The 24,199-nt window shown below is 36.5% G+C and carries 19 protein-coding genes and 1 pseudogene; 11 read left to right on the plus strand and 9 right to left on the minus strand.

From position 1 onward, the window contains the following. The first annotated feature begins 86 nt into the window (after positions 1-86). From smc to ON09_RS00660, 4 genes and pseudogenes are all read left to right on the plus strand, one after another. Positions 87-3,626: a chromosome segregation protein SMC gene (smc, locus tag ON09_RS00645; RefSeq protein ID WP_010599132.1), complete on the plus strand. Its 3,540-nt coding sequence runs from the start codon at positions 87-89 to the stop codon at positions 3,624-3,626. 496 nt (positions 3,627-4,122) lie between these two features. Continuing rightward, positions 4,123-4,927 (plus strand): annotated as a pseudogene (locus ON09_RS00650) (M28 family peptidase). Between the two features lie 177 nt (positions 4,928-5,104). After that, a complete protein-coding gene (locus tag ON09_RS00655) occupies positions 5,105-5,476 on the plus strand; it encodes a BlaI/MecI/CopY family transcriptional regulator (RefSeq protein ID WP_010599133.1) in 372 nt (123 codons plus the stop codon). A 71-nt stretch (positions 5,477-5,547) separates the two neighbouring features. After that, positions 5,548-7,047: a M56 family metallopeptidase gene (locus tag ON09_RS00660; RefSeq protein WP_162097929.1), complete on the plus strand. Its 1,500-nt coding sequence runs from the start codon at positions 5,548-5,550 to the stop codon at positions 7,045-7,047. A gap of 1 nt (position 7,048) precedes the next feature. On the opposite strand, the gene rsmG is transcribed toward ON09_RS00660, so the two are convergent. The 3 genes from rsmG to ON09_RS00675 form a co-directional block, all read right to left on the minus strand. Continuing rightward, positions 7,049-7,684, minus strand: coding sequence for a 16S rRNA (guanine(527)-N(7))-methyltransferase RsmG (rsmG, locus tag ON09_RS00665; RefSeq protein ID WP_010599135.1), 636 nt, complete (start codon positions 7,682-7,684; stop codon positions 7,049-7,051). A gap of 110 nt (positions 7,685-7,794) precedes the next feature. Next, a complete protein-coding gene (locus ON09_RS00670; RefSeq protein WP_238533576.1) occupies positions 7,795-8,922 on the minus strand; it encodes a glycosyltransferase in 1,128 nt (375 codons plus the stop codon). A gap of 79 nt (positions 8,923-9,001) precedes the next feature. Further along, positions 9,002-9,685 carry a hypothetical protein gene (locus ON09_RS00675; protein WP_010599137.1) on the minus strand — a complete coding sequence of 228 codons (684 nt, stop codon included), beginning with the start codon at positions 9,683-9,685 and terminating at the stop codon, positions 9,002-9,004. Positions 9,686-9,797: 112 nt separating this feature from the next. On the opposite strand from ON09_RS00675, the gene tgt reads away from it, so the two are divergent. The 5 genes from tgt to ON09_RS00700 all read left to right on the plus strand — a co-directional run bounded on the left by tgt (position 9,798) and on the right by ON09_RS00700 (position 17,318). Continuing rightward, a complete protein-coding gene (gene tgt, locus ON09_RS00680; protein ID WP_010599138.1) occupies positions 9,798-10,928 on the plus strand; it encodes a tRNA guanosine(34) transglycosylase Tgt in 1,131 nt (376 codons plus the stop codon). Position 10,929: 1 nt separating this feature from the next. Continuing rightward, positions 10,930-12,033 carry an LptF/LptG family permease gene (locus ON09_RS00685; protein ID WP_010599139.1) on the plus strand — a complete coding sequence of 368 codons (1,104 nt, stop codon included), beginning with the start codon at positions 10,930-10,932 and terminating at the stop codon, positions 12,031-12,033. A gap of 2 nt (positions 12,034-12,035) precedes the next feature. Further along, complete coding sequence (locus tag ON09_RS00690) at positions 12,036-12,914, plus strand: DMT family transporter (RefSeq protein ID WP_010599140.1); 879 nt, start codon at positions 12,036-12,038, stop codon at positions 12,912-12,914. Between the two features lie 1,317 nt (positions 12,915-14,231). Then, positions 14,232-17,036 carry a TolB family protein gene (locus tag ON09_RS00695; RefSeq protein WP_010599141.1) on the plus strand — a complete coding sequence of 935 codons (2,805 nt, stop codon included), beginning with the start codon at positions 14,232-14,234 and terminating at the stop codon, positions 17,034-17,036. Between the two features lie 3 nt (positions 17,037-17,039). Beyond that, on the plus strand, positions 17,040-17,318 hold the full coding sequence (locus ON09_RS00700; RefSeq protein ID WP_010599142.1) for a lipopolysaccharide assembly protein LapA domain-containing protein: 279 nt from the start codon (positions 17,040-17,042) through the stop codon (positions 17,316-17,318). A gap of 181 nt (positions 17,319-17,499) precedes the next feature. On the opposite strand, the gene ON09_RS00705 is transcribed toward ON09_RS00700, so the two are convergent. The 6 genes from ON09_RS00705 to ispE all read right to left on the minus strand — a co-directional run bounded on the left by ON09_RS00705 (position 17,500) and on the right by ispE (position 22,179). Then, positions 17,500-17,796: a response regulator gene (locus tag ON09_RS00705; RefSeq protein ID WP_010599143.1), complete on the minus strand. Its 297-nt coding sequence runs from the start codon at positions 17,794-17,796 to the stop codon at positions 17,500-17,502. Between the two features lie 77 nt (positions 17,797-17,873). Beyond that, positions 17,874-18,593 carry a pirin family protein gene (locus ON09_RS00710; protein WP_010599144.1) on the minus strand — a complete coding sequence of 240 codons (720 nt, stop codon included), beginning with the start codon at positions 18,591-18,593 and terminating at the stop codon, positions 17,874-17,876. 102 nt (positions 18,594-18,695) lie between these two features. Next, positions 18,696-19,376, minus strand: coding sequence for a DNA alkylation repair protein (locus ON09_RS00715; protein ID WP_010599145.1), 681 nt, complete (start codon positions 19,374-19,376; stop codon positions 18,696-18,698). A gap of 250 nt (positions 19,377-19,626) precedes the next feature. Beyond that, positions 19,627-20,793 carry a trans-sulfuration enzyme family protein gene (locus ON09_RS00720; protein ID WP_010599146.1) on the minus strand — a complete coding sequence of 389 codons (1,167 nt, stop codon included), beginning with the start codon at positions 20,791-20,793 and terminating at the stop codon, positions 19,627-19,629. Between the two features lie 80 nt (positions 20,794-20,873). Next, on the minus strand, positions 20,874-21,296 hold the full coding sequence (locus ON09_RS00725; RefSeq protein ID WP_010599147.1) for an OsmC family protein: 423 nt from the start codon (positions 21,294-21,296) through the stop codon (positions 20,874-20,876). A 79-nt stretch (positions 21,297-21,375) separates the two neighbouring features. Further along, positions 21,376-22,179 (minus strand): 4-(cytidine 5'-diphospho)-2-C-methyl-D-erythritol kinase, encoded by an 804-nt coding sequence (gene ispE, locus ON09_RS00730; RefSeq protein ID WP_010599148.1) that lies wholly within the window; start codon positions 22,177-22,179, stop codon positions 21,376-21,378. Positions 22,180-22,587: 408 nt separating this feature from the next. Here ispE and ON09_RS00735 point away from each other — a divergent pair, with 408 nt between their 5' ends. Next, on the plus strand, positions 22,588-23,382 hold the full coding sequence (locus ON09_RS00735; RefSeq protein WP_010599149.1) for a thymidylate synthase: 795 nt from the start codon (positions 22,588-22,590) through the stop codon (positions 23,380-23,382). 34 nt (positions 23,383-23,416) lie between these two features. Further along, the gene (locus ON09_RS00740; RefSeq protein ID WP_316927760.1) at positions 23,417-24,103 is read left to right on the plus strand and encodes a dihydrofolate reductase; all 687 of its coding nucleotides are present in this window, start codon (positions 23,417-23,419) and stop codon (positions 24,101-24,103) included. Positions 24,104-24,199 lie beyond the last annotated feature (96 nt).

The following is a 24,199-nucleotide window of genomic DNA, read 5'->3' on the forward strand; positions in this document are numbered from 1 at the left end:
CCCCATAACGGTTAAATTCGGTATATCGCCTTGAAAAAAAGCAAATTTATACCTATTATTGAGCTCGGTTCGCCCTATCACAAACCATGCAACTCACTAAGTTAGAAATTAAAGGATTTAAAAGCTTTGGCGACAAAGTGACCATCAATTTTAATGAAGGAGTTACGGCTATTGTGGGCCCAAACGGTTGCGGTAAATCGAATGTTATTGATGCGATGCGCTGGGTTTTAGGTGAGCAAAGCACCAAAGCACTACGTTCTGAAAAGATGGAAAACATCATTTTCAATGGCACAAAAAACCGCAAACAGGCTCAACTTGCCGAGGTTTCCTTAAGTTTTGATAACACGAAGAATATTCTTCCTACGGCCTATTCTCAGGTTACAGTAACCCGAAAGTTGTACCGGAATGGTGATAGCGAATATCGTTTGAATGATGTGCAGTGTCGCTTAAAGGATATAACAGATCTATTTCTTGATACTGGAATTGGCTCTGATAGTTATTCCATCATTGAGCTGAAAATGGTTGATGAAATTATAACCAACAAGGAACACAGCCGCCGTTCATTGTTTGAAGAAGCCTCCGGAATTTCGAAATATAAGTTGCGTAAAAAGCAAACGTTCAGCAAATTAAAAGATACAGAAACCGATTTAGAACGTGTAGAAGACTTACTATTCGAGATTGAAAAAAACTTAAAAACACTTGAAAACCAAGCCCGAAAAGCAGAGCGATACTACAAGCTGAAAGAGCAATACCGGGAACTGAGTGTTCAATTGGCCACGCATCGTATTGCCTTTTTTCGCACCGATTTAAATGCACTTGAATCTCAAGAGCAAAATCAGCAGGTTTTGAGGACTGAATTAAGCACTCAAGTTGATAGCCAGGAGGCAGAATTACAAAAGTTTAAACTGGAAAGCATAAACCAGGAAAAAAACCTTTCTGTTCAGCAAAAGGCAACTAATGAATTGGTTTCAAAAATTCGTGCTTATGAGAGTGAGAAAAAGGTAAAGAATGAGCAGATGCGTTTTTTACAAGAAAAGGAAACCCGTTTATCGGGCGAATTGGAAAAGGATAAAAACCAGCTTAACCATATTAAGTATAACATTAAGCGTTTAAACGAAGAGATTTTAACCGAAACAGAAGTTTTTAATAAAGTAGAATCCGATTTAAAACTGTTAAAGTCTTCGCTTGATACGCTTCGGGAACAACAGCAGACGGAGAAAAATCGAATTGATAACCTCGTAAAGTCAGTTAACGAATTGCAAAATCAGGTTTATCAATCACAAAAGGAAATTGATATTTTAAACATTCAAAAAGATGCATTGGTGCAGGAAACCAGCAGAAATGTTGGTGATACGGAAACCAAAACATCAGAATTGAAGGCTTTTGATCATGCTTTGGCAGAACTTGACATCCAAGTTTCGGAAAAGCAAACGAACATTAAACAACTTAAGGAAGCCGAAGAATCTTTAATAGAAAACCTCGCTAAATCGGAAACTAACCTCGCTGCTAATAAGGAAAAGCTTACGGCAGAGAACCGTAAAAAGGATGCTAAACAAAACGAATACAACCTTACAAAATCACTTGTAGATAGCTTGGAAGGCTTTCCCGAATCTATACGCTTCCTTAAAAAGAATAGTGCATTCTCAAAAAGCGCCTTACTCCTATCGGATATATTGTTTTGTGATGAGGATTACCGAATCGCCATCGAAAATTATCTCGAACCGGTAATGAATCACTACGTGGTGGATCATTATGCTGATGCCGTTCAGGCGATTAACCTGCTAACGGATTCCAGTCGCGGGCGGGCGAACTTCTTCATTTTAGAAAACATACCCGACAAAAATGCAACTCTGGCAACTTACGAAGGCCTAATTTCTGCATTATCGGTTATTGAAGTAGATAAAAAGTATCAGCAACTTTGTAACCTGTTATTGCAAAATGTTTATATCGCCGTTGCTGAGCAGGAAAATATCTTCAAAGAAACGCCAACAGAAAGCATAACTATTTTGGCAAAAAACGGAAAATATGCACAGACAAAATTTACGCTGGCGGGCGGTTCTGTTGGATTATTCGAAGGAAAAAGAATTGGTCGGGCTAAAAATTTAGAAAATTTAGCTAAAGAAATCAAAATGTCCGAATCATTGATTAATCAATATAATCAGCAGATTACAGCTGAAACGGATCAAATTTTTAATTTAAAAGAAGCATCAAAAGTAAGCCAGATCAATACGCTACAGCAGGAGCTGAACCGTCTGATCAATGAACAAATTTCAGTTCAAACACGTCGCGATCAATACCAGGAATTTATTACAACGAGCGAAAATCGTAAAACAGATATTGCACATAAAATTGTTTCGATAGAACAATCTCTGGCAGAAAAATTACCGGCTTTAGTTGAATTGCAGAGAAAGCAACAGCAGGAACATGTCGACTTGCAGGAACAGCAATTGCTTTATCAGGATCTTGCTGATCAGGTAAACGAATCTGCAGGGCAATATAATCAGGATAATATTCGCTTTCATCAGCAGCAAAACAAATTATCTGGTTTGGAAAAGGACCTTGATTATCGGTTTGTACAAGAGGAAGCGCTGACTAAGCGGGTTGCCCAGAATGATAAGGAACTGCAGGAAACACTAACGCAAATTACGGCTACCTTGCAACACACCGATTTGAGTGATGATACGCTTTTGGAAATGTACCAGCAACGTGAAGATATGGAAAAAGGCCTTGCTGAAGTAGAAAAAGAGTACTTTGAGCAAAAGGGAACTATCAATGAGCTGGAAAATAGTCTCACAAATATCCGCAAAAACCGGGAGGAAACAGATTTCCTTCTGACCGAAATCAAGGATAAAAAGAATACGCTGAAAATAGATTTGAACTCATTGAAAGAGCGGCTGGCTGTTGAATTCAATATTGATATTAACGATCTTCTGGAAACAGAAACGGAAGTTGAGGCACTGGAAAGCGAGTTTGAAATTCGGCAGAAAGTTGAAAAAATGAAACTCCAACTTGATGAATTTGGAGCGATCAATTCTATGGCGATGGAAGCTTTTAAAGAAATGGAGGAGCGTTACATATTCATCCAAAACCAGAAAAAAGACCTGAATGCCGCCAAAACCGATCTTTTACAAACCATAAAAGAGATTGATGATACTGCAAAAGATAAATTTATGCAAGCCTTCACACAGGCACGTGAACATTTTATAATCGTTTTCCGTTCGCTTTTCAACGAGGAAGATAGCTGCGATTTAATTCTCTCTGATGTTAATAATCCTCTAGAAGCTGATATCGATATTGTTGCCCGTCCGAAAGGCAAAAGGCCATTATCCATCAATCAGTTATCCGGAGGTGAAAAAACCCTAACCGCCACCGCACTCCTATTTTCGCTTTATTTACTAAAACCTGCACCATTCTGTATTTTTGATGAGGTTGATGCACCATTAGACGATACTAACATCGATAAATTCAATAATATTATCCGGAAATTCTCCGATCAATCTCAATTTATCATCGTCTCCCACAACAAACGCACCATCGCCAGTACTGATATCATCTATGGTGTGACTATGGTAGAACAAGGCGTTTCAAGAGTTGTGGCCGTAGATTTAAGGGAAGTGGCGGCTTAGGTAGAGAAGCGAAAGATCAAGGCTCAAAGGTTAAAGATGTAGCTATAGTATTCTAATGTCAGCTTGGTGATGAGGCATTTCAGTCGATGAAGCAGTCTCATTTGCAATTTTATTATGCAAAAGAGATTGCTTCGTACCTCAAAATGACTTAGCTCCCGATGCTTCAGCTACGCAATATCGCAAAACAAGCAACGTTCTCCTTCCAATATCCTAATAATTAATATCTTTAAACAAATTTAAATATATCTTCGATACGAGGCACGAAGCAATCTTATTCAAGCTAACCCTAAGATTGCTTCGTGGCTCGCAATGACGTAAAGAAAATATGAAAATCCTATATATTATCCCCTTAGCCATGATGCTAAGCTGCTGTTCATCAGTTAAAAACCAATCTCCATCCGGATCTGGTAAACTAGATAATCAACTTTTGAAAGATGTTGAAGTCTTATCGTCTGATGCCTATGAAGGCAGAAAAACCGGAACAAAAGGTGCTGAAATGGCGAGAGCCTATATTATTAATCGTTTCCAGAAACTTGGTTTAAAATCTTACCCACAGTACGTAAATTACGCACAGGAGTTTACTTTTAATTCAAGAGGCGGAGCAAAAGTTAACGGAACAAATGTAATTGGATATATTCCTGGCAAAAGCACAAACGTTATCGTGGTTTCAGCGCACTACGACCATTTGGGCGTGGTAAAAGAACAGGTGTTTAATGGTGCTGATGATAATGCATCGGGCACAGCAGGATTGCTGAAAATCGCAGCTTACTTTGACAAAAAACAAACCTAATAACACCATCATTTTTGCTTCCTTTGATGCTGAAGAAATGGGTTTACAAGGTGCAAAAGCTTTTGTGGCTAATCCGCCAGTCAACATCAACACCATTGCTGTTAACCTGAACATGGATATGATTAGCCACAGTGATAAAGGAGAACTTTATGTGGCTGGTACTTTTAAATATCCAGAGTTAAAAAAATATGTTGATACCAACAGGAAAGACATCAAAGTAATTTTAGGTCATGATGATCCTAAATTGGGTCACGATGACTGGACTAATCAAAGTGATCAGGGTGCATTTAATGCTAAAAATATTCCTTTTTTATATTTTGGCGTGGAAGATCATAAAGATTACCATAAAGCAACAGATGAATATTCTACTATTACTAAACAATTTTTCAGCGATGCTGCAAAAACCGTTTTGGATGTGGTGATCAGCATTGATAAACAGACAGGTTTACAGCAAACATTAAAAGATAAAATGCTGATGCGGGATAATCCTCAGAAAATGAATAAATTTTAAACACATGATAAAGAATTTTACTAAACCTGCCCAATCGGCAGGTTTTTTTTATGCTCTTTTATTCAATTAGAAATTATAGCGCTTAAAATCAAATAAATAAAAATAAACTATAAAAATAGTTTGTAAACTATAAATATAGTAGTAACTTCATATAACCAAACTATAAAAATAGTTACCATGATAAAAGAGCTCACGAAAGCAGAAGAACAAATTATGCTCATCCTTTGGGAAATGGGAGAAGCATTGGTAAAAGATGTAATTGAAAAGATGAATGAACCTAAACCTGCTTATAATACAGTATCGACAGTTATAAGGGTTTTAGAGGGAAAAGGTTTTTTAAACCATAAAGCTATTGGAAATACTTATATCTACTTCCCTATCATAAAGGAGGCTGATTATAAACACTTTGCCTTGGATAAAGTTATGAATAATTACTTCGAAAATTCTTATGAGAGTTTGGTTTCTTTTTTAGTAAAAGAAAAAAGTATGAGTAACAAAGAACTAAACGAGCTTATTCAATTGGCTGAAAAACTTAAAAAAGACAAATGATAAATTGGTTGTATTATTTACTCGAAGCAAACTTATACCTGATTTTATTTTATGGGTTTTATAGGCTGTTTTTGCAAAAAGAAACTTTTTATGCTTTGAACAGATATTTTTTGATCACAACTTCTGTCAGTGCCTTCATATTACCACTTTTTCAACTAGGTTTTTTAAAGCCTTCAGAAAATTTGGTGGCTGATCATATTCTCAATGATGAAATTCAACAAATTTATACTCCAGCTGAATCCTTTCGAACACCAATTAAAGCGTCTATTTTTAATTTTGAAAATATTTTGATTGCGATATATTTAATTGTATCAATATTACTTCTGGCAAAATTTTTATATAGTTTGGGCAAAATAATGAAGATGAAAAAATCTTCTTTTAAAACCCTAGAAAATGGCGTTAGATTATTTGAATTGAATGATTCCAAAGTAGCATTTTCCTTCTTCAATCTCCTCTTTCTAGATCCTCTGCTTTCTGAAAAAAGCACAATACTAAAACATGAGCTCGTGCACATCAGGCAAAAGCATAGCATTGATGTAATGTTTTACGAAATTCTTCACATCATAAATTGGTTCAATCCCTTCTCTTATCTAATTAAAAGAGAAATAAAAGTAATACATGAATATTTAGCAGATGAGGAAACTACTAGTTACGAAGTTGAAAAATACGCTTATGCGCTATTTCTAATTAAAAACTCTTCAGATGCTCAAAATTTAACACTCACCAATCAAATATTTAGTTCATCCATTTTAAAAAGAAGAATTAGCATGTTAAATCAAAAAAAATCAGGAAGTTGGGCAAGGCTCAAACTGCTATTAGTAATTCCAATCATCGGCGGAGCAATTTCTGTTTCAACTATGGCTTTTAGTAAAGATTACGCAATTGTTGTGTTCTCGTCAACTGAGAAAGTGCAATCTAGAAACATACTTCAAGAAACGCCACCATTTAAAGAAAAACCCAAATTACTTATAGCTGATACAAAGAAAAATAGCACTTCATTAAAGGCAAAAAAACTGTCTGCCATTAAAAAAAATGAACAAACGGAGAAACTTCCTCAAACATACTTTTACGCAAGAAACACCTATTACGAAGGGAAAGCCATCAAAACGGACCCACGTTTCATTGTTGTAAATGGAAAAGGAATTGAAGATAATAAACTGTTTGTAGGTGTGCAAAACACTGAATCTGTAAAAATAATAAATCAATCTGTTGCTATCAAAAAATATGGTAATAAAGGCAAAAACGGTGCTGTAGAAATTACAGGCGATAATATTAAAACGATTGATAAGTTTCCAACCCCGCCACCTTTTCCAAAACTTAGCTTAGATAGATCCAAAAATGAACTACTAGTTATTCCCGATTCGGATTATGAAATCAAAACTTTAACAATTTATAATAACAATGGTGAAGTAGTTTACAACACAACGGATTATAAAAATGACTGGAATGGAAAACAAGGCAATTATGGTAATTTCGCTTCTCCTTTATCAAAAGGATCTTATCAATATTTCATGAAAATTGCCGGAGAACCACTAAAAAATAAAAGAGGTGCTATTGAAATAAAAGATTAAGCTATTGTGGCACATAAACCACATATTTCGTATCAAAAAAATCTTCTTCAAAAAATTCTGAAAGCGGATATAATTCTGCTTTCAGTTTTGATTCCTTAATCTCCTCAGTTAAATCACCACCTTTCAAGTATAGAATTCCATTCGGAATGGCATTTATTGATTCTTTTTTGAACTTGCCTTGTATCCAGGGATAAAATTCCCCAAGACGGGTTACTGCCCTGGAAACTACAAAATTGAATTTTTCTTTGATTTGTTCAGCTCTCAGATGGTCAGCTTTTAAGTTTTCAAGTCCGAGCGCAGAAGCCACCTCTTTAACCACTTTGATTTTTTTGCCAATGGAATCAACTAAATAAAATTGTGTTTCAGGAAATAAAATGGCCAACGGAATGCCCGGAAAGCCACCACCAGTTCCTACATCTAAAACGGATTCTCCTGCTTTAAAGGTGCAAATTTTGGCTATACCTAAGGAGTGTAAAACATGACGTTCGTATAATTCTTCAATATCTTTTCTAGAAATTACATTGATTTGCGCATTCCAAAAAACATATAAATCAAATAGTTGCGAAAACTGATCGATTTGTTTTTCAGTTAAATCAGGAAAATATTTTAAAATGATATCTGGTTTTACGTCTGCCATATTTGTAAATTAAAAGTAGAAGGTTGAAAGTTTAAAGTGCAATCCTCCAAATTGCATCGTGTTACTATGATTCTAATTCTAGGTGGTCGTCAATTGTAAATCTTAATTCCTTATTTCCAGCTTACCTTTTTCTTGCCAAACATGGCCAGGAATCCGTTCAAGCTTAGAAATAAAAACAAAAGTATATCTAATATCGGGAACCACCAACGCAAATCGCTATAGTTTAACCGTTTCAGTAATTTCGGATATACAAAACACCTGATCATGATGCTAAGTAAAAGGATTCCCCCTGCAGCATATTGCGCTTCTCTACTCAGAAACATGCATCCTACAAAAAATCCGTAAAATAAAAACTGAAATATGATTTGAAGGCTTAGAATAAATTTATGTTTTGATTTATACAATTTTCCAGCTCCGAAATGACGCTTTTTCTGCTTTAAATAACCACCCCAGGTACGATTGGGTTCGCTCCATACATGACTATCCTGATTTAACCTGATTTCGGTATTGTATCTATTTGCATGTGCATTGACGAATAAATCATCATCACCTGATGGAATATGCATGTGCGCAGCAAAGCCTTTACTTTTAAAAAAAAGCGATTTTTTATAAGCCATGTTTCTACCCACACCCATATATGGCATGCCTTTCAGTGCAAAACCGAGATAGTTTACCGCCGTGAAAAAGGTTTCAAAACGGATCAAAGCATTCAATAAACCTCTACGCTTCAAATATGGAGAGTAGCCCAATACAATATCGGTATTTTCATCTTCTGGTTGCTGCATATCCATTAACCAGTTTGCTGAAGCAGGCATACAATCAGCATCTGTAAAAACTAACCAATCATGTTTAGCAGCTTTAATTCCCATGGTAACTGCAAATTTTTTACCTGCGATAAACTTCTCATTGTCTAAAATTTTAACAACTTTAAGGTTACTATGTTCCTTCTCCCAGGCTTCCAAAAACTCTTCCGTCCCATCCCAGGAACGATCGTTTACTACCACAACCTCAAATTCAGGATATTGCTGATCCAATACCAAAGATAAATATTGCTGTAAGTTTTTAATTTCGTTTCTGGCACAGATAATTATACTAATAGGCTTTCTGGCAGATAAGGGAACTTCTTCGATTGTAGCATTTGCTAATTTCAGGTGAACGAAAAGAACGAAGTATAACTGAATGATTAAGCAAAAAGCTAAAGCAGAAAGCAATATAATTTCAAGTAGGGTTAATATCACGATGGTAAAATAAATAGGCGCAAATTTCTCATTTTAAATCTGCAATACACCCTATGTTGAAAAAAACATCCTAATATTACTATAAAGAAACAGTTGCAATATCCGGCACACCAGCATTTTTCGCCATTTCTTCCAATTGCCGTTTATGCGTAGCGGAAAGTTTACCTGATTGTTTTATGGTTTGAGCCAACATGCTATGATTATACATAAAACTTAGTATCCATTCACGTCGCTGATCTTCCGATAATTTAGCAATCTGACTTTTTACTGTACTTTTTGCCATGTTACTTTTTATGGTGTTACGAAGATTGACTACCTTTTTATTGTCAGCCTTGGTTTGATGATACATTTCCCAGTTCCATGCAATACCCGTAGCCAGCAGATCAGATAGGTAAGTGTCTTTTAACCCATAGGCTCTACTTTTCGTATTGAAATGAAACATTGTTCTGGTGCTGGAAAGAAAACTTCTTATTTTATTTTTATCGTTTTTTGGATTATTTTCCATTAAACTTTTCGTAATTTTCTCTTCGAACCTGCTGTAATTACTCGCACCTAAATAAATATAATCTGCATTATTTGATTTGCTAACCGCGTTATTACCATTATTTTTAAAAGCATTGCTCATTACACTCTGACTTAAAGCATTATAGCCATGCCCCATTCCTAAGCTTAAAGTTGCTCCGGCATCATATTGTGCAATCGCCGGTAAACCAATTATAACTCCAGAAAATAAAAGCAACAAATGATGAAAAAATGATCTCATAATAAAGGGGTTTGTTAAATAAACGCCGGGTTTATTTTATTGTTTGCTTTGCGCCATTAAACGAGTGAACAGTATATATAGGTGTTTTAAATTTGTTACTTTTGCATCCTATATGAAATTTACTTTACAGGCTAACGACCCTTTATCAAAAGCCAGGGCTGGAACAGTAACCACCGCTCACGGCGAAATACAAACACCTATTTTTATGCCTGTTGGCACCGCCGGAACGGTGAAAGCTGTTCATCAACGGGAGTTAAAAGAAGACATCGAAGCGCAAATTATTCTTGGAAATACCTATCATCTTTATTTGAGACCGGGTTTAGATATATTGGAATCAGCAGGCGGCTTACATAAATTTATTGGTTGGGATCGCCCGATTTTAACAGATAGCGGAGGTTACCAGGTTTATTCATTGAGTAAAGTTCGAAAAATTAAAGAAGAAGGCGTTACTTTTCATTCTCATATCGATGGCTCGAAACACCTGTTTACGCCAGAATATGCCATGGATATTCAGCGAACAATTGGAGCCGATATCATCATGGCTTTTGATGAGTGTACGCCTTACCCATGTGATTATACTTATGCGGCGGAATCGATCAAAATGACGCATCGCTGGTTAAAACGTTGCTGCACTCATTTTGATAATACGGAACCAAAATATGGTTTTGATCAAACACTTTTCCCTATTGTTCAAGGCTCTGTATATAAAGATTTAAGGGTAAAATCTGCAGAATTTATTGCCAGTATGAATCGTGAGGGCAATGCCATTGGGGGTTTATCGGTTGGTGAACCTGCCGAAGAAATGTACGCCATGACTGAAATTGTTTGCGACATATTACCTTACGAAAAACCGCGTTATTTAATGGGTGTTGGAACACCAATTAATATATTAGAAAATATTGCATTAGGCGTTGATATGTTTGACTGCGTAATGCCAACACGGAATGCCCGTAATGGAATGTTATTCACCCGAAACGGCATTATTAACATTAGAAATAAAAAATGGGAAAATGATTTCTCTCCATTAGATGCTGAAAGTGATTTACATGCAGATCAAGTGACTAGTAAAGCTTATTTAAGGCATCTGGTTCACAGTAAAGAAATGCTTGGCGCACAGATTGCTACATTACATAACCTGCACTTTTATTTGTGGCTGGTAAAACAAGCTCGTGAGAAAATCATCTCCGGAGAATTCTATGAATGGAAGAATAAAATGGTAAAAGTTTTAGGTCAAAAACTGTAAAATGGGTTTCTTAAAGGGAAAAGTCAAAATCATCGATCAATATATTATTGGTAAATACCTGGGCACCTTTGTGTACACCCTGGCGATTTTCGTAATCATCATTGTGGTATTTGATCTGTCAGAAAAGATGGATGATTTTATGAAAAGCGGACTTAGTTTCTGGGGCGTTTTAACCAAATATTACGCCGGCTCCATTCCCTTTTATGTGAATATGCTTTCGCCTTTAATCAACTTTATTGCGGTAATTTTCTTTACTGCAAAAATGGCCGATCAAACTGAAATCGTACCAATATTAAGTGGCGGCGTTAGTTTCAACCGCTTTCTTTTCCCATATTTTGTTTCAGCAACGGTAATTTTTTCTGCCAATTTAGTTTCTAACCTCTATATCCTACCATATACCAATACGCTTAAAAACAGCTTTGAAAACACATACGTGAAGCGTAATGACCCATCAACGAAGTCAAATATCCACATGAAACTGGATAACAAAACTTACATCTATATCGAAAGTTTTGATAACAAAACCAATTACGGTTACCGTTTCACACTGGATAATTTTAATGGCGATGTAATGGTAAAAAAGATTGTTGCAGACAACATTAAATGGGATTCGTTGAAGCGCAAATGGCAGCTAAGCAACTATTCCATCAGAAAAATTGACGGACTAAAAGAATCTATGATTTATGGAAGCGGTAAGGTTAAAGATACCATTTTAGACATGCGTCCGGATGATTTTTCAGCTTACGATAATGTGGTACAAAACCTTTCTACAAAAGAACTTTCAGAGAAAATTCAGAAAGAAAAGATACGTGGAACTGGGATAATGAATGATCTGGAGTTTGAAAAATTTAAGCGTTATTTACATCCGCTTTCTGCGTACATCTTAACACTTATCGGTGTGGCATTATCATCTAGAAAGGTTCGTGGTGGTGTAGGCGTTTCATTAGGTATCGGAATCTTTATCAGCTTTGCTTATATCGTATTTAATCAGTTTACACAGATGTTCTCCACGAAAGGTGGATTCCCACCATTTATTGCAGTACTTCTACCAACAATTGTATTTGGTACTTTGGGCATTTACCTGTTGAGAAAAGCGCCAAAGTAATAATGGATATCAATAAAAAAAATCTCCTTATCCTTCATTTAACCGTGCTCATCTGGGGCTTTACAGGAGTACTTGGAAAGGTGATTACAATCGATGCTGTACCTTTAGTTTGGTATCGGGTTTTAATTGCCACATCAACACTTTTTCTTTGGTTTTTAGTTACAGAAAAGAATATTAAAATAACTAAAAAGCAGTTTTTTCAATTCTTTTTAACAGGTGGAATTGTAGCCATTCACTGGATATTTTTCTTCCATGCCATCAAAGTTTCTACCGTTTCGGTGACGCTGGTTTGCCTGTCTTCTTTCACATTATTTACAGCAATTTTAGAACCGCTAATTAAAAAGCAGCCCATTCAAATGGGTGATATTTTAATAGGATTATTAATTATTTTGGGGATTTACATGATCTTCAAATTCGAAGGTCAGTATACATTGGGAATAATTTTCGGTCTCCTGGCCGCCGTAGCATCCAGTCTTTTTTCTACCATAAACTCAACACTGGTTCAAAAAAGCGAACCATCCATTATTGGATTTTACGAATTAATTGGCGGACTATTCTGGATCACATTGTATCGATTTTACGATGGGTCGCTAATCAATTTGCCGTTTAATCTGGATCTGAAAAACTGGTTCTACATAGGTATTTTAGGAACGCTTTGCACTTCTGTAGCCTACGTTGCAGGGGTATCTGTAATGCGAACTTTATCAGCTTTTCGCGTTGCTTTAGTCACCAATCTGGAACCCGTTTACGGCATCATATTAGCCTTCTTTTTCTTTAAAGATAAAGAGCAAATGACAGGGGGATTTTACATTGGTGCGCTCATCATTTTAGGCTCTATTTTTCTGTATCCGATCTATAAAAAAAGAAAGAATAAGCAGTAACGCTGCACGGTCTTTTAGGCAAAAAGCAGACCTAACAATACAACTAAAAAAGGGTGGATATCATGCCTATCATCTTGCCTTACATCTGACCTAATTTGACTTCTTTTCCCATTAGTTTCGTAGGATATTTAGCCATTTTAATACTCAATAATACACTGCAAAAAACATGTAAAATAGCTAAAGATATTCGAGTGATCACCATGAAATATTCACTCAAAAATTTATTGAAACTTCACACAAATCAGGGAAAAATTGAGCAGACTTAAAAGCTCAAATCTTAATTTTTCAGCACCTGCATCTGCATATTTTTTCTAGAATTTCTCTATGAGATGCAACAATACCTACCCAAAACTTACAATTTATAAGCATAATGAAAGCTTAAAGCTTCATAAATACAAATACGATAATATTCATGAATATATCACGTATCATACTGACCATAAAGCAGTTAAGAAAATATAAATATTTTTAACGTAAAAATTAGAAATCTGCCTTTCATGATCGAATATGCGAAGGAAATGCCATTATGAGTAGCGAAATCGAATGAATTTGGGCATAAAAACGATACAAAAACGTACGTTTAAGATTTATTTACTCGCATAAATGCGAAGAATTTTTGGTGATTTTGGTGATCTCGAACGTAGATTGTTGCGGCAAAACTCAGCTAATTTACGCAAAACTCGGAGCCCAAAATCCAGAAAACTTCCTTACAAACAGCAATCATTTATTGAAGAACTGTCATTATTAACTTAAAAATAATCTCTAAAAAAAACTGACATTAAGTCACCAAAATATCGTTTTCGATTTAAACCTCCCAAACTAAATATGTAGTCAAATTCTATATTTTTCCGCAATTACAAGGTTCTGCATGCGGACATTTATTATGAAGATTTAATCTAAAAACCCACAAAATTTTCGTCTTAAAACTCGCAGATTACTTTGGGAAATTTACCGGAAAAACATAATAATACTTTTCAAAATTTAGCGTAAAGAACAACAAAGTTGCTGCTAAATACAAATTTTAAAGGAACACCTGCGCATACAAAAACACAATTCGGCTCTAGAAAATTTCATAGGAAATCGAATATTAAGTGTAAATTAAGCGCATAAAATAAGATGAAATCAAATCACCTTATCTATCGATTTATTGAGTAAAATAAGTGATAAAAACCATATCAAAATTTAAATAATATCAATTTATATAAAATTCACATTACGAAAAATATCAGCACTTTATGTATTTTACATAAATTAAAAAACAACTTACTAAGTAGATAAAAAATTTAATAAAACTAAATATTTTAGCATTCAATACTGATGAGTCCAGAAAAATCAAATAAATTATTAATTATCAAATACTTATGCTCAATAACATTAAGTTTTATTTCACTATCGGTTTTTGGTCAGATTTTCAGCAATGCACAGAACCCACTTAGTGTAAAATGGAACTATATTCACTCAGGTGGCTTCAAAATCATTTACCCGCAGGAATTGGAAAAAGAGGCACAACGCATGGCCAATACTTTACCATTTATCTATCCAAAAATCGGAATAGGTTTAAGACAACAAAACACCTCTATTCCACTCCTACTTCAGAACCGCGGAACCATTGCAAATGGCTTCGTTCAGCTTGGTCCGAGGAAGTCGGAATTCTATACTACACCACCCCAATATTTTGATAGCCAAGACTGGTTAAATAACCTTGCTATTCATGAACTTCGACATATTGCACAGTTTGACAAATTGACAGGAGGAAGAAAACATCCATTTCCCGAGTTGGTTTACTTCGCATATTTTGGTGCAGGTTTACCAACCTGGTTTTTCGAGGGAGATGCAGTCGTGAATGAAACCGCTTTGACCGAGTCAGGTCGTGGCCGCCAGCCAAATTGGATCATGCCTTTTCGAGCGTCTCTTTTGGAAGAGAAAAAATTCTCATACAGCAAGGCTTATTTCGGTTCAAATAAAGACGTCACTCCAGGCTACTATCAAACCGGATATTTAATGGTTGCCGACATGAAAGAAAAATATGGGCAGTTCATTTCCGACAGTTTGCTTGGCGACATCAGAAGAAGACCTTTGAGGCTTTATCCATTCTCACAAAGCCTGAAAAAAATCACGGGAAAAAACACGAAAAAATATTTCCTTTCTACACAAGAAAAACTAGCACAAAAGTGGAAAGATCAAAGTGAAAAAATCCAAGTAGAAAACTATGAACGTTTGAATCAAAAAACATCATTAGCAACCAATTATTTTCTTCCTGTTCGTTTAAACAAAAATCAAATTTTAGCACTCAAAGAAAGTAAGCAGAACGCTCGATTTTTCACCATCATCAATGAAGACAAAACGGAGCAAAAATTATTTGGAATTGGCTATCAGGAAAACCCTTGGTTTAGTTATAAAAATGGCACCATTGTTTGGGATGAAATCCGCTATGACCCAAGATACAAACAGCAAAGTTATAGTGTGATTTGTTCTTATAATTTGAAGACCATAAAATTTAAAAAATTAAGTAGCAGAAGCCGGCTCTTCTCTCCTGCCCTTTCAGAAGATGGCAAAAAAATTATTGCAGTAAAAGTTGAACTTAGCAACCAATTTAATTTGGTAGAAATCGACGCTTCATCGGGCAAAATCTTAAAAATCTATTCTAACCCTGAGAATGAGATTTTGCAGACACCAGGCTTTGATAGAAGTGGAAATAAGATTGCATACATCAGCGTTAGCGAAAAAGGAAAAAGTTTATGGTTAATGAACGGTGAGAGAAAAACCCTGCTTATTTCAAACAGCAGGCAACAGCTCAGCCGACCAGTTTTCATCCAGGATAAAATTGTTTTCAATGCACACTTTAACGGCATTGATAATATCCACAGCATTGACACCCTTTCCAAAAAAATCAGTGCATTAACTCATTCGAAATATGGCGCCTTCAATCCAGCAGAAACTGAAGATGACAAAATCATTTTCAACGATTATAAAATCAACGGTTATGAAATTGCTGAGAAAACATTTACCGAAAAACCAGTAGGCGAAAATACCTTCGTTGATTTTTCTTCAGCAGCAGAAAAGCAAGAGAATGTAGGCAATGTATTTGAAAATATTCCTGATAGCACCTACCAATCAAAACGCTTTCGCCAGGGCTTAAATTTGTTCAGTTTTCACAGCATCATTCCAGTGATCGATAACGAATATGTTTTTGGATTGGAGCTACAGTCTAACAATTTACTAAATACCATGGATTTTTATACCGGTACGAAATATCACCGGGATTTAAAGCGTTTTGAATATACAGCAGAAGTGAGTTATAAAGCACTTTACCCTATATTTAGTGTGCTGTATCGCAACCGACCGAAACGAACATTCTACCGAGCTAAAAACGCGATTCAGCAGGGCGATTGGAGAGAGAATTATTTCAAGCTCAATGCGTCGGTTCCCTTGTCGTTTAATGCCAGGAATCAAAATTATTCTTTTACACTTAACGCCGCTACCAGTTTTACCCAAAGGTACATGCCCGAGAATATGCCTATCAATTTTATCCGCGAGCTGAAATTCCCATTAGAATATAATTTTACTTTTAATCATAGTGTAAGGACAACCGAAAGAGACATTGCGCCAAAATGGGCTCAGGTTTTTAGAGCAACTTATAACCATCAACCTTTTGATAAAAACCTGGGCGGCGAAATTATGGCTCTGGAAAGTTTCTTTTATTTTCCAGGCTTTGCGAAAAACCATTCCTTTTTGGCAAGTTTCAATTATCAGAAAGCAAGTGGCGTAAATCAATATGCTACAGAAATTGCGACGGTTTATGGCTACAATAACATCCTCGCGAAAAGCAAACTTCAAAACAGCATGCTATTTAACTATCGTTTCCCTTTTGCCTTTCCAGATTGGGAATTGAGTTCATTGGCTTATGTGCGTAATTTCAGGGCGGGCTTATTTTGCCACTATGAAAACATTGGCGTAGGTACCAATTTTGGCGAACCTAAAACTTATGGTGTAGAATTGAATAGTAGTTTAAACATTTTGAGGTATCAGCCTGTTGTTGATGTAGGAGCGAGATTGGTTTTTGTTAATAAGATTTACAATCAAAATCCGATATTAGAGTTTTCATTTAATTATAGCTTTTAACCCATGAGCGGAAAAACCATCTTCATCATCATCCTAACTGCATTGTTAACCATTTTTTTGATGGTGAACACCGAGCCTGTCGATTTCGATTTCCTCGTATCAACCGTAGCGGTATCTAAACTTCTGGTTATTGGCATTTGCATTATCATCGGTTTTGTTATCGGTTTCATTGTTGGCCGACCAAGAAAAACAGTAACTAGCTACGATGCCGAAATTGAAAGAAACCAACCGGTTTCGACAAAAAAAGAACTGAGTGATGAGGATAGGGATTATATCAGCTAAAATTTATTGCTGTTTTTGGAAAGCGAAACCACAGCTTCGATGATTGTCAGTCGGGCTTTCCGCTAAATCTTTTTTTTGTGATTGTTACACTGAGCCTGTCGAAGTGCAACAAAAAAAGGATATCGCTGCAATCCCGTTTAGGAGGCTAGAATATTGCTACTATTAAAAGCATGAATAGCATTTAGCTTAATGCAGTCATAATCTCCCCATAAAGCAGACCACTTCCACCACCATAATGCTGAATAATTTTAACTCCTGGTTTTAGCGCATTTATATTCGATCTGAGCGCTTTTTCGCATTCTACATCAATACCATTACCCAGAAGCACTAAATCAACGTTCTGCGCTTCTAAAATCGATACGGCTTCTTCATCGGTACACACGCAAATACCTTTCCATTCCGGGCGGGCATTCAATAAGCGGTTCATCACAATCGTGATTTCAGCATCTCTGCCAATGTAAAGTATGGTGGTTTGCATATTTTTCGGGTTAAATATTAAAAGTTGCGAGCTTAAGCTGTGTGACTTATAACCCGCAACCTTTAAAGTAACTAAATTTAAAATTCCATTGGAACATCCATCAACAACACTTCTGCGTTTGCAGCATTTGCCTTAAAGCTGATGCTATTGGTATCCCAAATACCTAAACCATCTCTTTTGCTTAAAGTTTGTCCGTTTATGGTAACTTCTCCGCTGATGACAAAAGCATAAACACCGTTGCCTCCTTTTTTAATTTTGTATTCTGTTTCAAAACCTTCATCAAATTTACCAAGTGAAAACCATGCATCCTGATGAATCCATACACCAGCATCATCCTGGTCTGGCGATAAAATTTGCTGGAAATTATTACGACGAGCATCAAGATCTAAAGCCAACTGGTCGTACCGTGGCGTTACATTTTTCTTGTTTGGAAATAACCAAATTTGCAATAAACTTAATTTTTCATCAGGCAAGGCATTAAACTCACTATGGCTAACGCCTGTTCCTGCGCTCATCACCTGAATTTCTCCACTTTTAATTACAGCCGAATTACCCATGCTATCTTTGTGCGCAATGGCTCCAGCCAATGGAATCGTAATGATTTCCATATTATCGTGCGGATGTGTTCCAAAACCCATTCCACCATCAATCAAGTCATCATTTAAAACCCGCAAAACTCCAAAGTGCATTCTTTCAGGATTGTAATAATTAGCAAAGCTGAAGGAGTGGTGAGCATTTAACCATCCATGATTTGCATGGCCCCTGGTGTTTTCTTTGTGCAAAATAAACTGTGACATAAATTTCCTTTCTTGTTTATGATACAAATTTACTTCAGGTTTTAAACCTGCGCATTGATGTAGGGTAAGAAAGTTTTCAGTCTGAAGCAAAAAGCGGAGTACTTAACGACTGAGCTTCGATAAAACTGCATTCCCGTTGAGTTCTCTTAATGCATCTAAGGCCACCCAATTTGCTTTTTTGTTCTGCTGGGCGAGAATATTTTCTGCAGTTTTGACTGCATGTGGATGAAGTACAGCATTTCTTTTCCCAATTTGCCTTAAGGCCCAGTTAATTGCCTTTTTAACAAAATTTCTATGATCATAAGCTTCCCGCTCAATGATTGGTAAAAATTGGTGAAAGGTTTCATCAGGCTCTTTTTTAAGATGGACTGCAGCACAAGCCATCAGTACAAAAGCGGTTCTTTTTACAAATTCTGCTTCAGCGTTTGCAAACTCTACAATCTTCGATTTAAAATAAGGCGTTTTAACAAAAAGATTGGCACAAGCCTGGTCACAGATGTCCCAGGAGTTAAAATCTTTTGTCCACAAATCTATTTGCGACTCTGTGACAAGTTTATAATCGCCAATGAAGCATGCTAAAAGTCGGGCTTCATGGAAACCAGTTTCCCAAAGTTTCAGGGATAAGTCTTGATTCTTGCCGATAGTTTTAGCCAGATTTCGAATATTTGGCACCCGAATGCCGAAAGCTTTTGTAATATCAATCCCGAAATGCGCCATCTTCTCCAAATATTCAGGTTCACTAATGGCTCTTAGTTCGGAAAGGATGAAGTCGATGTCGTTCATTTTCGAATGTAAGTTTTCAGCAGCAAAATAAGTTAAATAAACCCGATTGTAGTGGAAAGCTTTTTATTAATGACTTAAAATATGCTGGCATATTGAGGAAAGAATATCTGTAACCGATGAAACAGATGCTTCGTTTCTCCGCATGACAGGAATTAATAAAAAGCTTGAAACAAAAAGCGGGGCTATCGTAACCGACGCCCCGCTGAAATTGATTTTCTAAAAATTGTAATTCGTAAAGTTAAAAACTTAATTACGAAAGCGCCTGGTCGATATCAGCTAATATATCATTAATATGCTCTAAACCGATAGACAAACGAATAGAACCCTGCTCAATGCCAACGATATTGCGTTCGGCTTCGGATAATTTGCTGTGCGTACTTGTTGCCGGATGTGTAGCTATTGAACGTGTATCGGCAAGGTTTGCCGAGATAGAGAACATTTTTAGCCCATCCATAAACTTGCGGGCTCCCTCAACGCCACCTTCAATAACGATGGTAACAATGCCGCCACCTTGTTTCATTTGCTTTTTGGCAATTTCATATTGTGGGTGAGAGGGCAAGAATGGATATTTTACAAGTTTAATTTTTGGGTGTTTTTCTAAATATTCGGCAACCTTTAAAGCATTTTCGCAATGGCGGTCCATGCGAACGGCTAAAGTTTCTAAACTTTTAGATAAAATCCAGGCGTTAAACGGTGATAAAGATGGTCCACTGTGGCGGGCAAAGTTCATGACTTCTGTAATCAAATCTTTTGAACCCAAAATTACCCCACCCAAAACACGACCTTGCCCATCGATGTATTTTGTTGCAGAGTGAATGGAAATATGAGCACCCAAAGCAATCGGCTGCTGTAGATATGGTGTAGCGAAACAGTTATCAACTACCAAAAGCTGATGATGTTTTTGGGCTAAATCACCCAGAAATGCTAAGTCAATAATGTCAATACCAGGATTTGATGGCGTCTCCACAAAAATCATTTTGGTATTTGGCTTAATCAAACCTTCCCAATCTTCAGGTTTATCCAAATCAGCATAATCGAAAGTTACGCCCCATTTAGAAAAAACATTTGTTAATAATTGGTGTGTAGAACCAAAAACCGAACGACTTGAAATGATATGGTCGCCGTTTTTTAAAAATGCACCAAAAGTTGTGAAAATAGCAGCCATTCCAGTCGCAGTAGCAAAACCATCTTCTGCACCTTCCAGTAAACACATTTTTTCAATAAACTCAGAGGTGTTTGGATTTGCGTATCGGCTGTATACATTCCCTTCTTTCTCATTGGCAAAAAGTGCCCGCATCTCTTCCGCATCATCAAATTTGTAGCTTGATGTTAAATAAATAGGTGCTGAGTGTTCTTTATGCAGACTACGTTCTACCTGGGTGCGTATCGCTATGGTTTCAAAATTTTCGGATTTCATTTTTTAGTATCAAGATTTTAGTATGAAATATCAAGATTTGGTGCCGAGTGCTAAGAACTAGTCTTGCTACTCGATACTTGCTAATTACTACTATTTATTTTATATGTAAAGTTAATTTTTGCTGAGCGGCCTAAAATATTCGATACCGAGCAGTATTTATCAAAGGTCATGGCTAAAGCACGTTCTACTTTTGATGGATTCAAATCGCCAGATAAATCAAAGTGAATATCAATTACGTCGAAAATTGGAGGCATTTCTTCGTCTTTTCTGGTCGCATTAATCGAAATTTTAATATCGTCAAGCGGTTCTTTTTGTTTCGTTAACACGTTTACCATATCAATTCCACTGCAACCACCAAGGCCAACCAAAAGCATTTCCATGGGTCTGAAACCCTTACCTTCGCCACCGATAGCAGCTTTTGCATCTAACTCAACCGTAAAACCGCTCTCGTTTTCTGCCTCGAAATTAAATTTTCCGCCTTTGCGGATGAGATTTATATTCATGTTGTTAGTATCGAGTATTTAGTATCAAACATTAAGACATATTTACGTTAGTCTTTCAGCTTTAACCTTTCAGCTCTTTTTAAATATTATAATAAACTAAATTGTCTTTTTCCAGTTTGGGCAGTTTAACAGGTTCGTTAAAAATTGCAAAAACCGATGAACCGCTACCACTCATTAAAGCGAATGTTGCGCCTGCATCGTATAAACTGGTTTTTATTTGATGAATTTGGGGATACTTTGCGAAAACCGATTGCTCGAAATCGTTGATAACCTTATTTTTCCATGTTGTTGGCGACAAATGTATGATTTCTTTTAAGGATTGCAAAGGCTTTTGAGGTTTTACCAATGCGTAAGCATCAGCCGTGCTCACATGTACAGGCGGTTTTACTAAAACTTTAAACCAGCCTGACAAATCAACCTCACATTTTTCGAATTCATCACCTTTATTAAAAGCATAAACAGGTTTGTTTTCAATGAAGAAAGCACAGTCTGCTCCAAGCTTACGGGCATAATTTTCCATTTGTGTGGTTGATAAACCTAAATTGAATTTATCGTTCAGAAGTTTAATCAGAAAAGCGCAATCTGCCGAGCCTCCACCTAAACCTGCCCCTACCGGAATATTTTTTAACAGATTAATTTGTTGTGCTGGGATATCGTAATCTTGTTTTACTAGGTTGTAAGCTTTTATACATAAATTATCGTTTGCATCTCCCGGAATATCAATACCGTGGATTTTGCAGGATGTTTCATCAGTATCAATAATTTCAACCGAATCTTTAATATTAATTGGATAGAAAACAGTTTCAAGGTTATGATACCCATCGCTGCGTTTCTCTGTAATATTTAAGCCCAGGTTTATTTTTGCGTTTGGAAAGGATAACATGCTGATATACGATTTTTGATTTACGATTTACGATTTCCGTCAAAGCTAAAATCGATACGCACACAAACATACAAAAGTGTTTTAAGTGTTTGATGTTTCTGCATCATTTCTCAACCCAAATTTGAAGCGCAAAACCTTCAAACTTATTTAAGTTTCATCCTGTGTTTCGCTTTTACGCTTCGCTTCGTCATTCTTCCTCGCTGCAGGGTAATCGCTGCACCCAGGGCTATGATGCAAATTGGTACAACTATTTAGGTTTCAAAAAACCGTTAAGCCTAAAATCATTTCAATGTTAGTAAATGGCAAGTGTGCATAAAAAGCCGCATCAACAAATCATAAATTTTAGATATTTGTATTTAATTATTTACTTAGATTTTGGAAGTCACGATTATTCGGGATTAGGATTATATGAAACAATATTTAGATTTAATGCAACATGTGCTGGATAACGGCGCTCAAAAACACGACCGTACAGGAACCGGAACCATTAGCGTTTTCGGCTATCAAATGCGTTTTAATTTGCAAGAGGGCTTTCCAATGGTTACCACTAAAAAACTGCATTTAAAATCTATCATACATGAATTAATCTGGTTTCTAACTGGCGACACTAATATTAAATATTTAAAAGATAATGGTGTAAGAATTTGGGATGAGTGGGCAGATGAGGATGGAAACCTTGGACCAGTTTATGGCTCACAGTGGAGAAGCTGGCCTACACCAGATGGTCAACATATCGACCAGATTACCAATATTATCAATACCATTAAAAACAATCCAGATTCGCGTAGAATAATCGTTTCTGCCTGGAATGTTGCTGAAATAGAAAATATGGCTTTACCGCCATGCCATGCGTTCTTTCAGTTTTACGTTGCTGATGGGAAATTGAGCTGCCAATTATACCAACGCAGTGCCGATATTTTCTTAGGTGTTCCGTTTAACATTGCATCTTATGCGTTATTAACGATGATGGTTGCACAGGTTTGTGGTTTAGAAGCTGGTGATTTTATTCATACTTTAGGCGATGCCCATTTATATAACAATCATATTGAGCAAGCCCACTTACAATTAAGCCGCGAGCCAAAACCACTGCCAACTATGAAAATCAATCCGGAAGTAAAAAGCATTTTTGATTTTAAATTTGAGGATTTCACTCTGGAGAATTACGAGGCCCATCCACATATTAAAGGAGTGGTAGCGGTTTAACCCCCCAACTCCCTAAAGGGGAGCTAAAAGCAAAATGGAAATTACGGGGTTAGAAATCAAATTGCCTTGCTCCGAATCGCATGCCACCCTGCTTCAGTTCGCAATGACGCTCTATTATCGTCATTGCGAGGAGGAACGACGACGCAATCTCATTCCGCTAGTATATTTGCAATCTAAAGAAAGCTTCATCCCTACTTATACTAATGAAACAATGACTAATAAACCCAAAACCCCTTCGCTATCTATTGCCGTAGCCGTTGGTGAAAACTTTGCCATTGGCAAAAACAATCAACTTTTATGGCACATGCCTGCTGATTTAAAGTTTTTTAAACAAACTACTTCAGGTCATACCATTATTATGGGTCGAAAAACATTTGATTCTGTTGGCAGACCTTTGCCAAACCGCAGAAACATTGTGATTACCAGAAATTCATCTTTAAAAATTGAAGGTGTTGAGGTAGTAAATAGCTTGGATGAGGCTTTAGAAATTACCAAGACTGAAGAAAAACCAGTTTTCATCGTGGGTGGAGCGGAGATTTATCGCCAGGCTTTACCAAAAACAGAAACACTTTATTTAACTACTATTCATCAAACTTTCGATGCGGATACTTTCTTCCCTGAGATTGATCGCAGCGAATGGGAGGTTGTGAGTGCTGAACCTCACAAAGCCGATGAAAAGAATAAGTACGATTACACTTTTGAGGTGCTAAAACGAAAGTAATCAGAAAAAGGCAGTCATTTCGAGGCACGAGTAATGACGAGCGCATTGGGCTAGTAGCCAACAATATTAATTCTATAGCTGCCAACTAAACCCGAT

Origin of the sequence: Pedobacter agri PB92 (assembly GCF_000258495.1) — a bacterium.
Classification (GTDB): domain Bacteria; phylum Bacteroidota; class Bacteroidia; order Sphingobacteriales; family Sphingobacteriaceae; genus Pedobacter; species Pedobacter agri.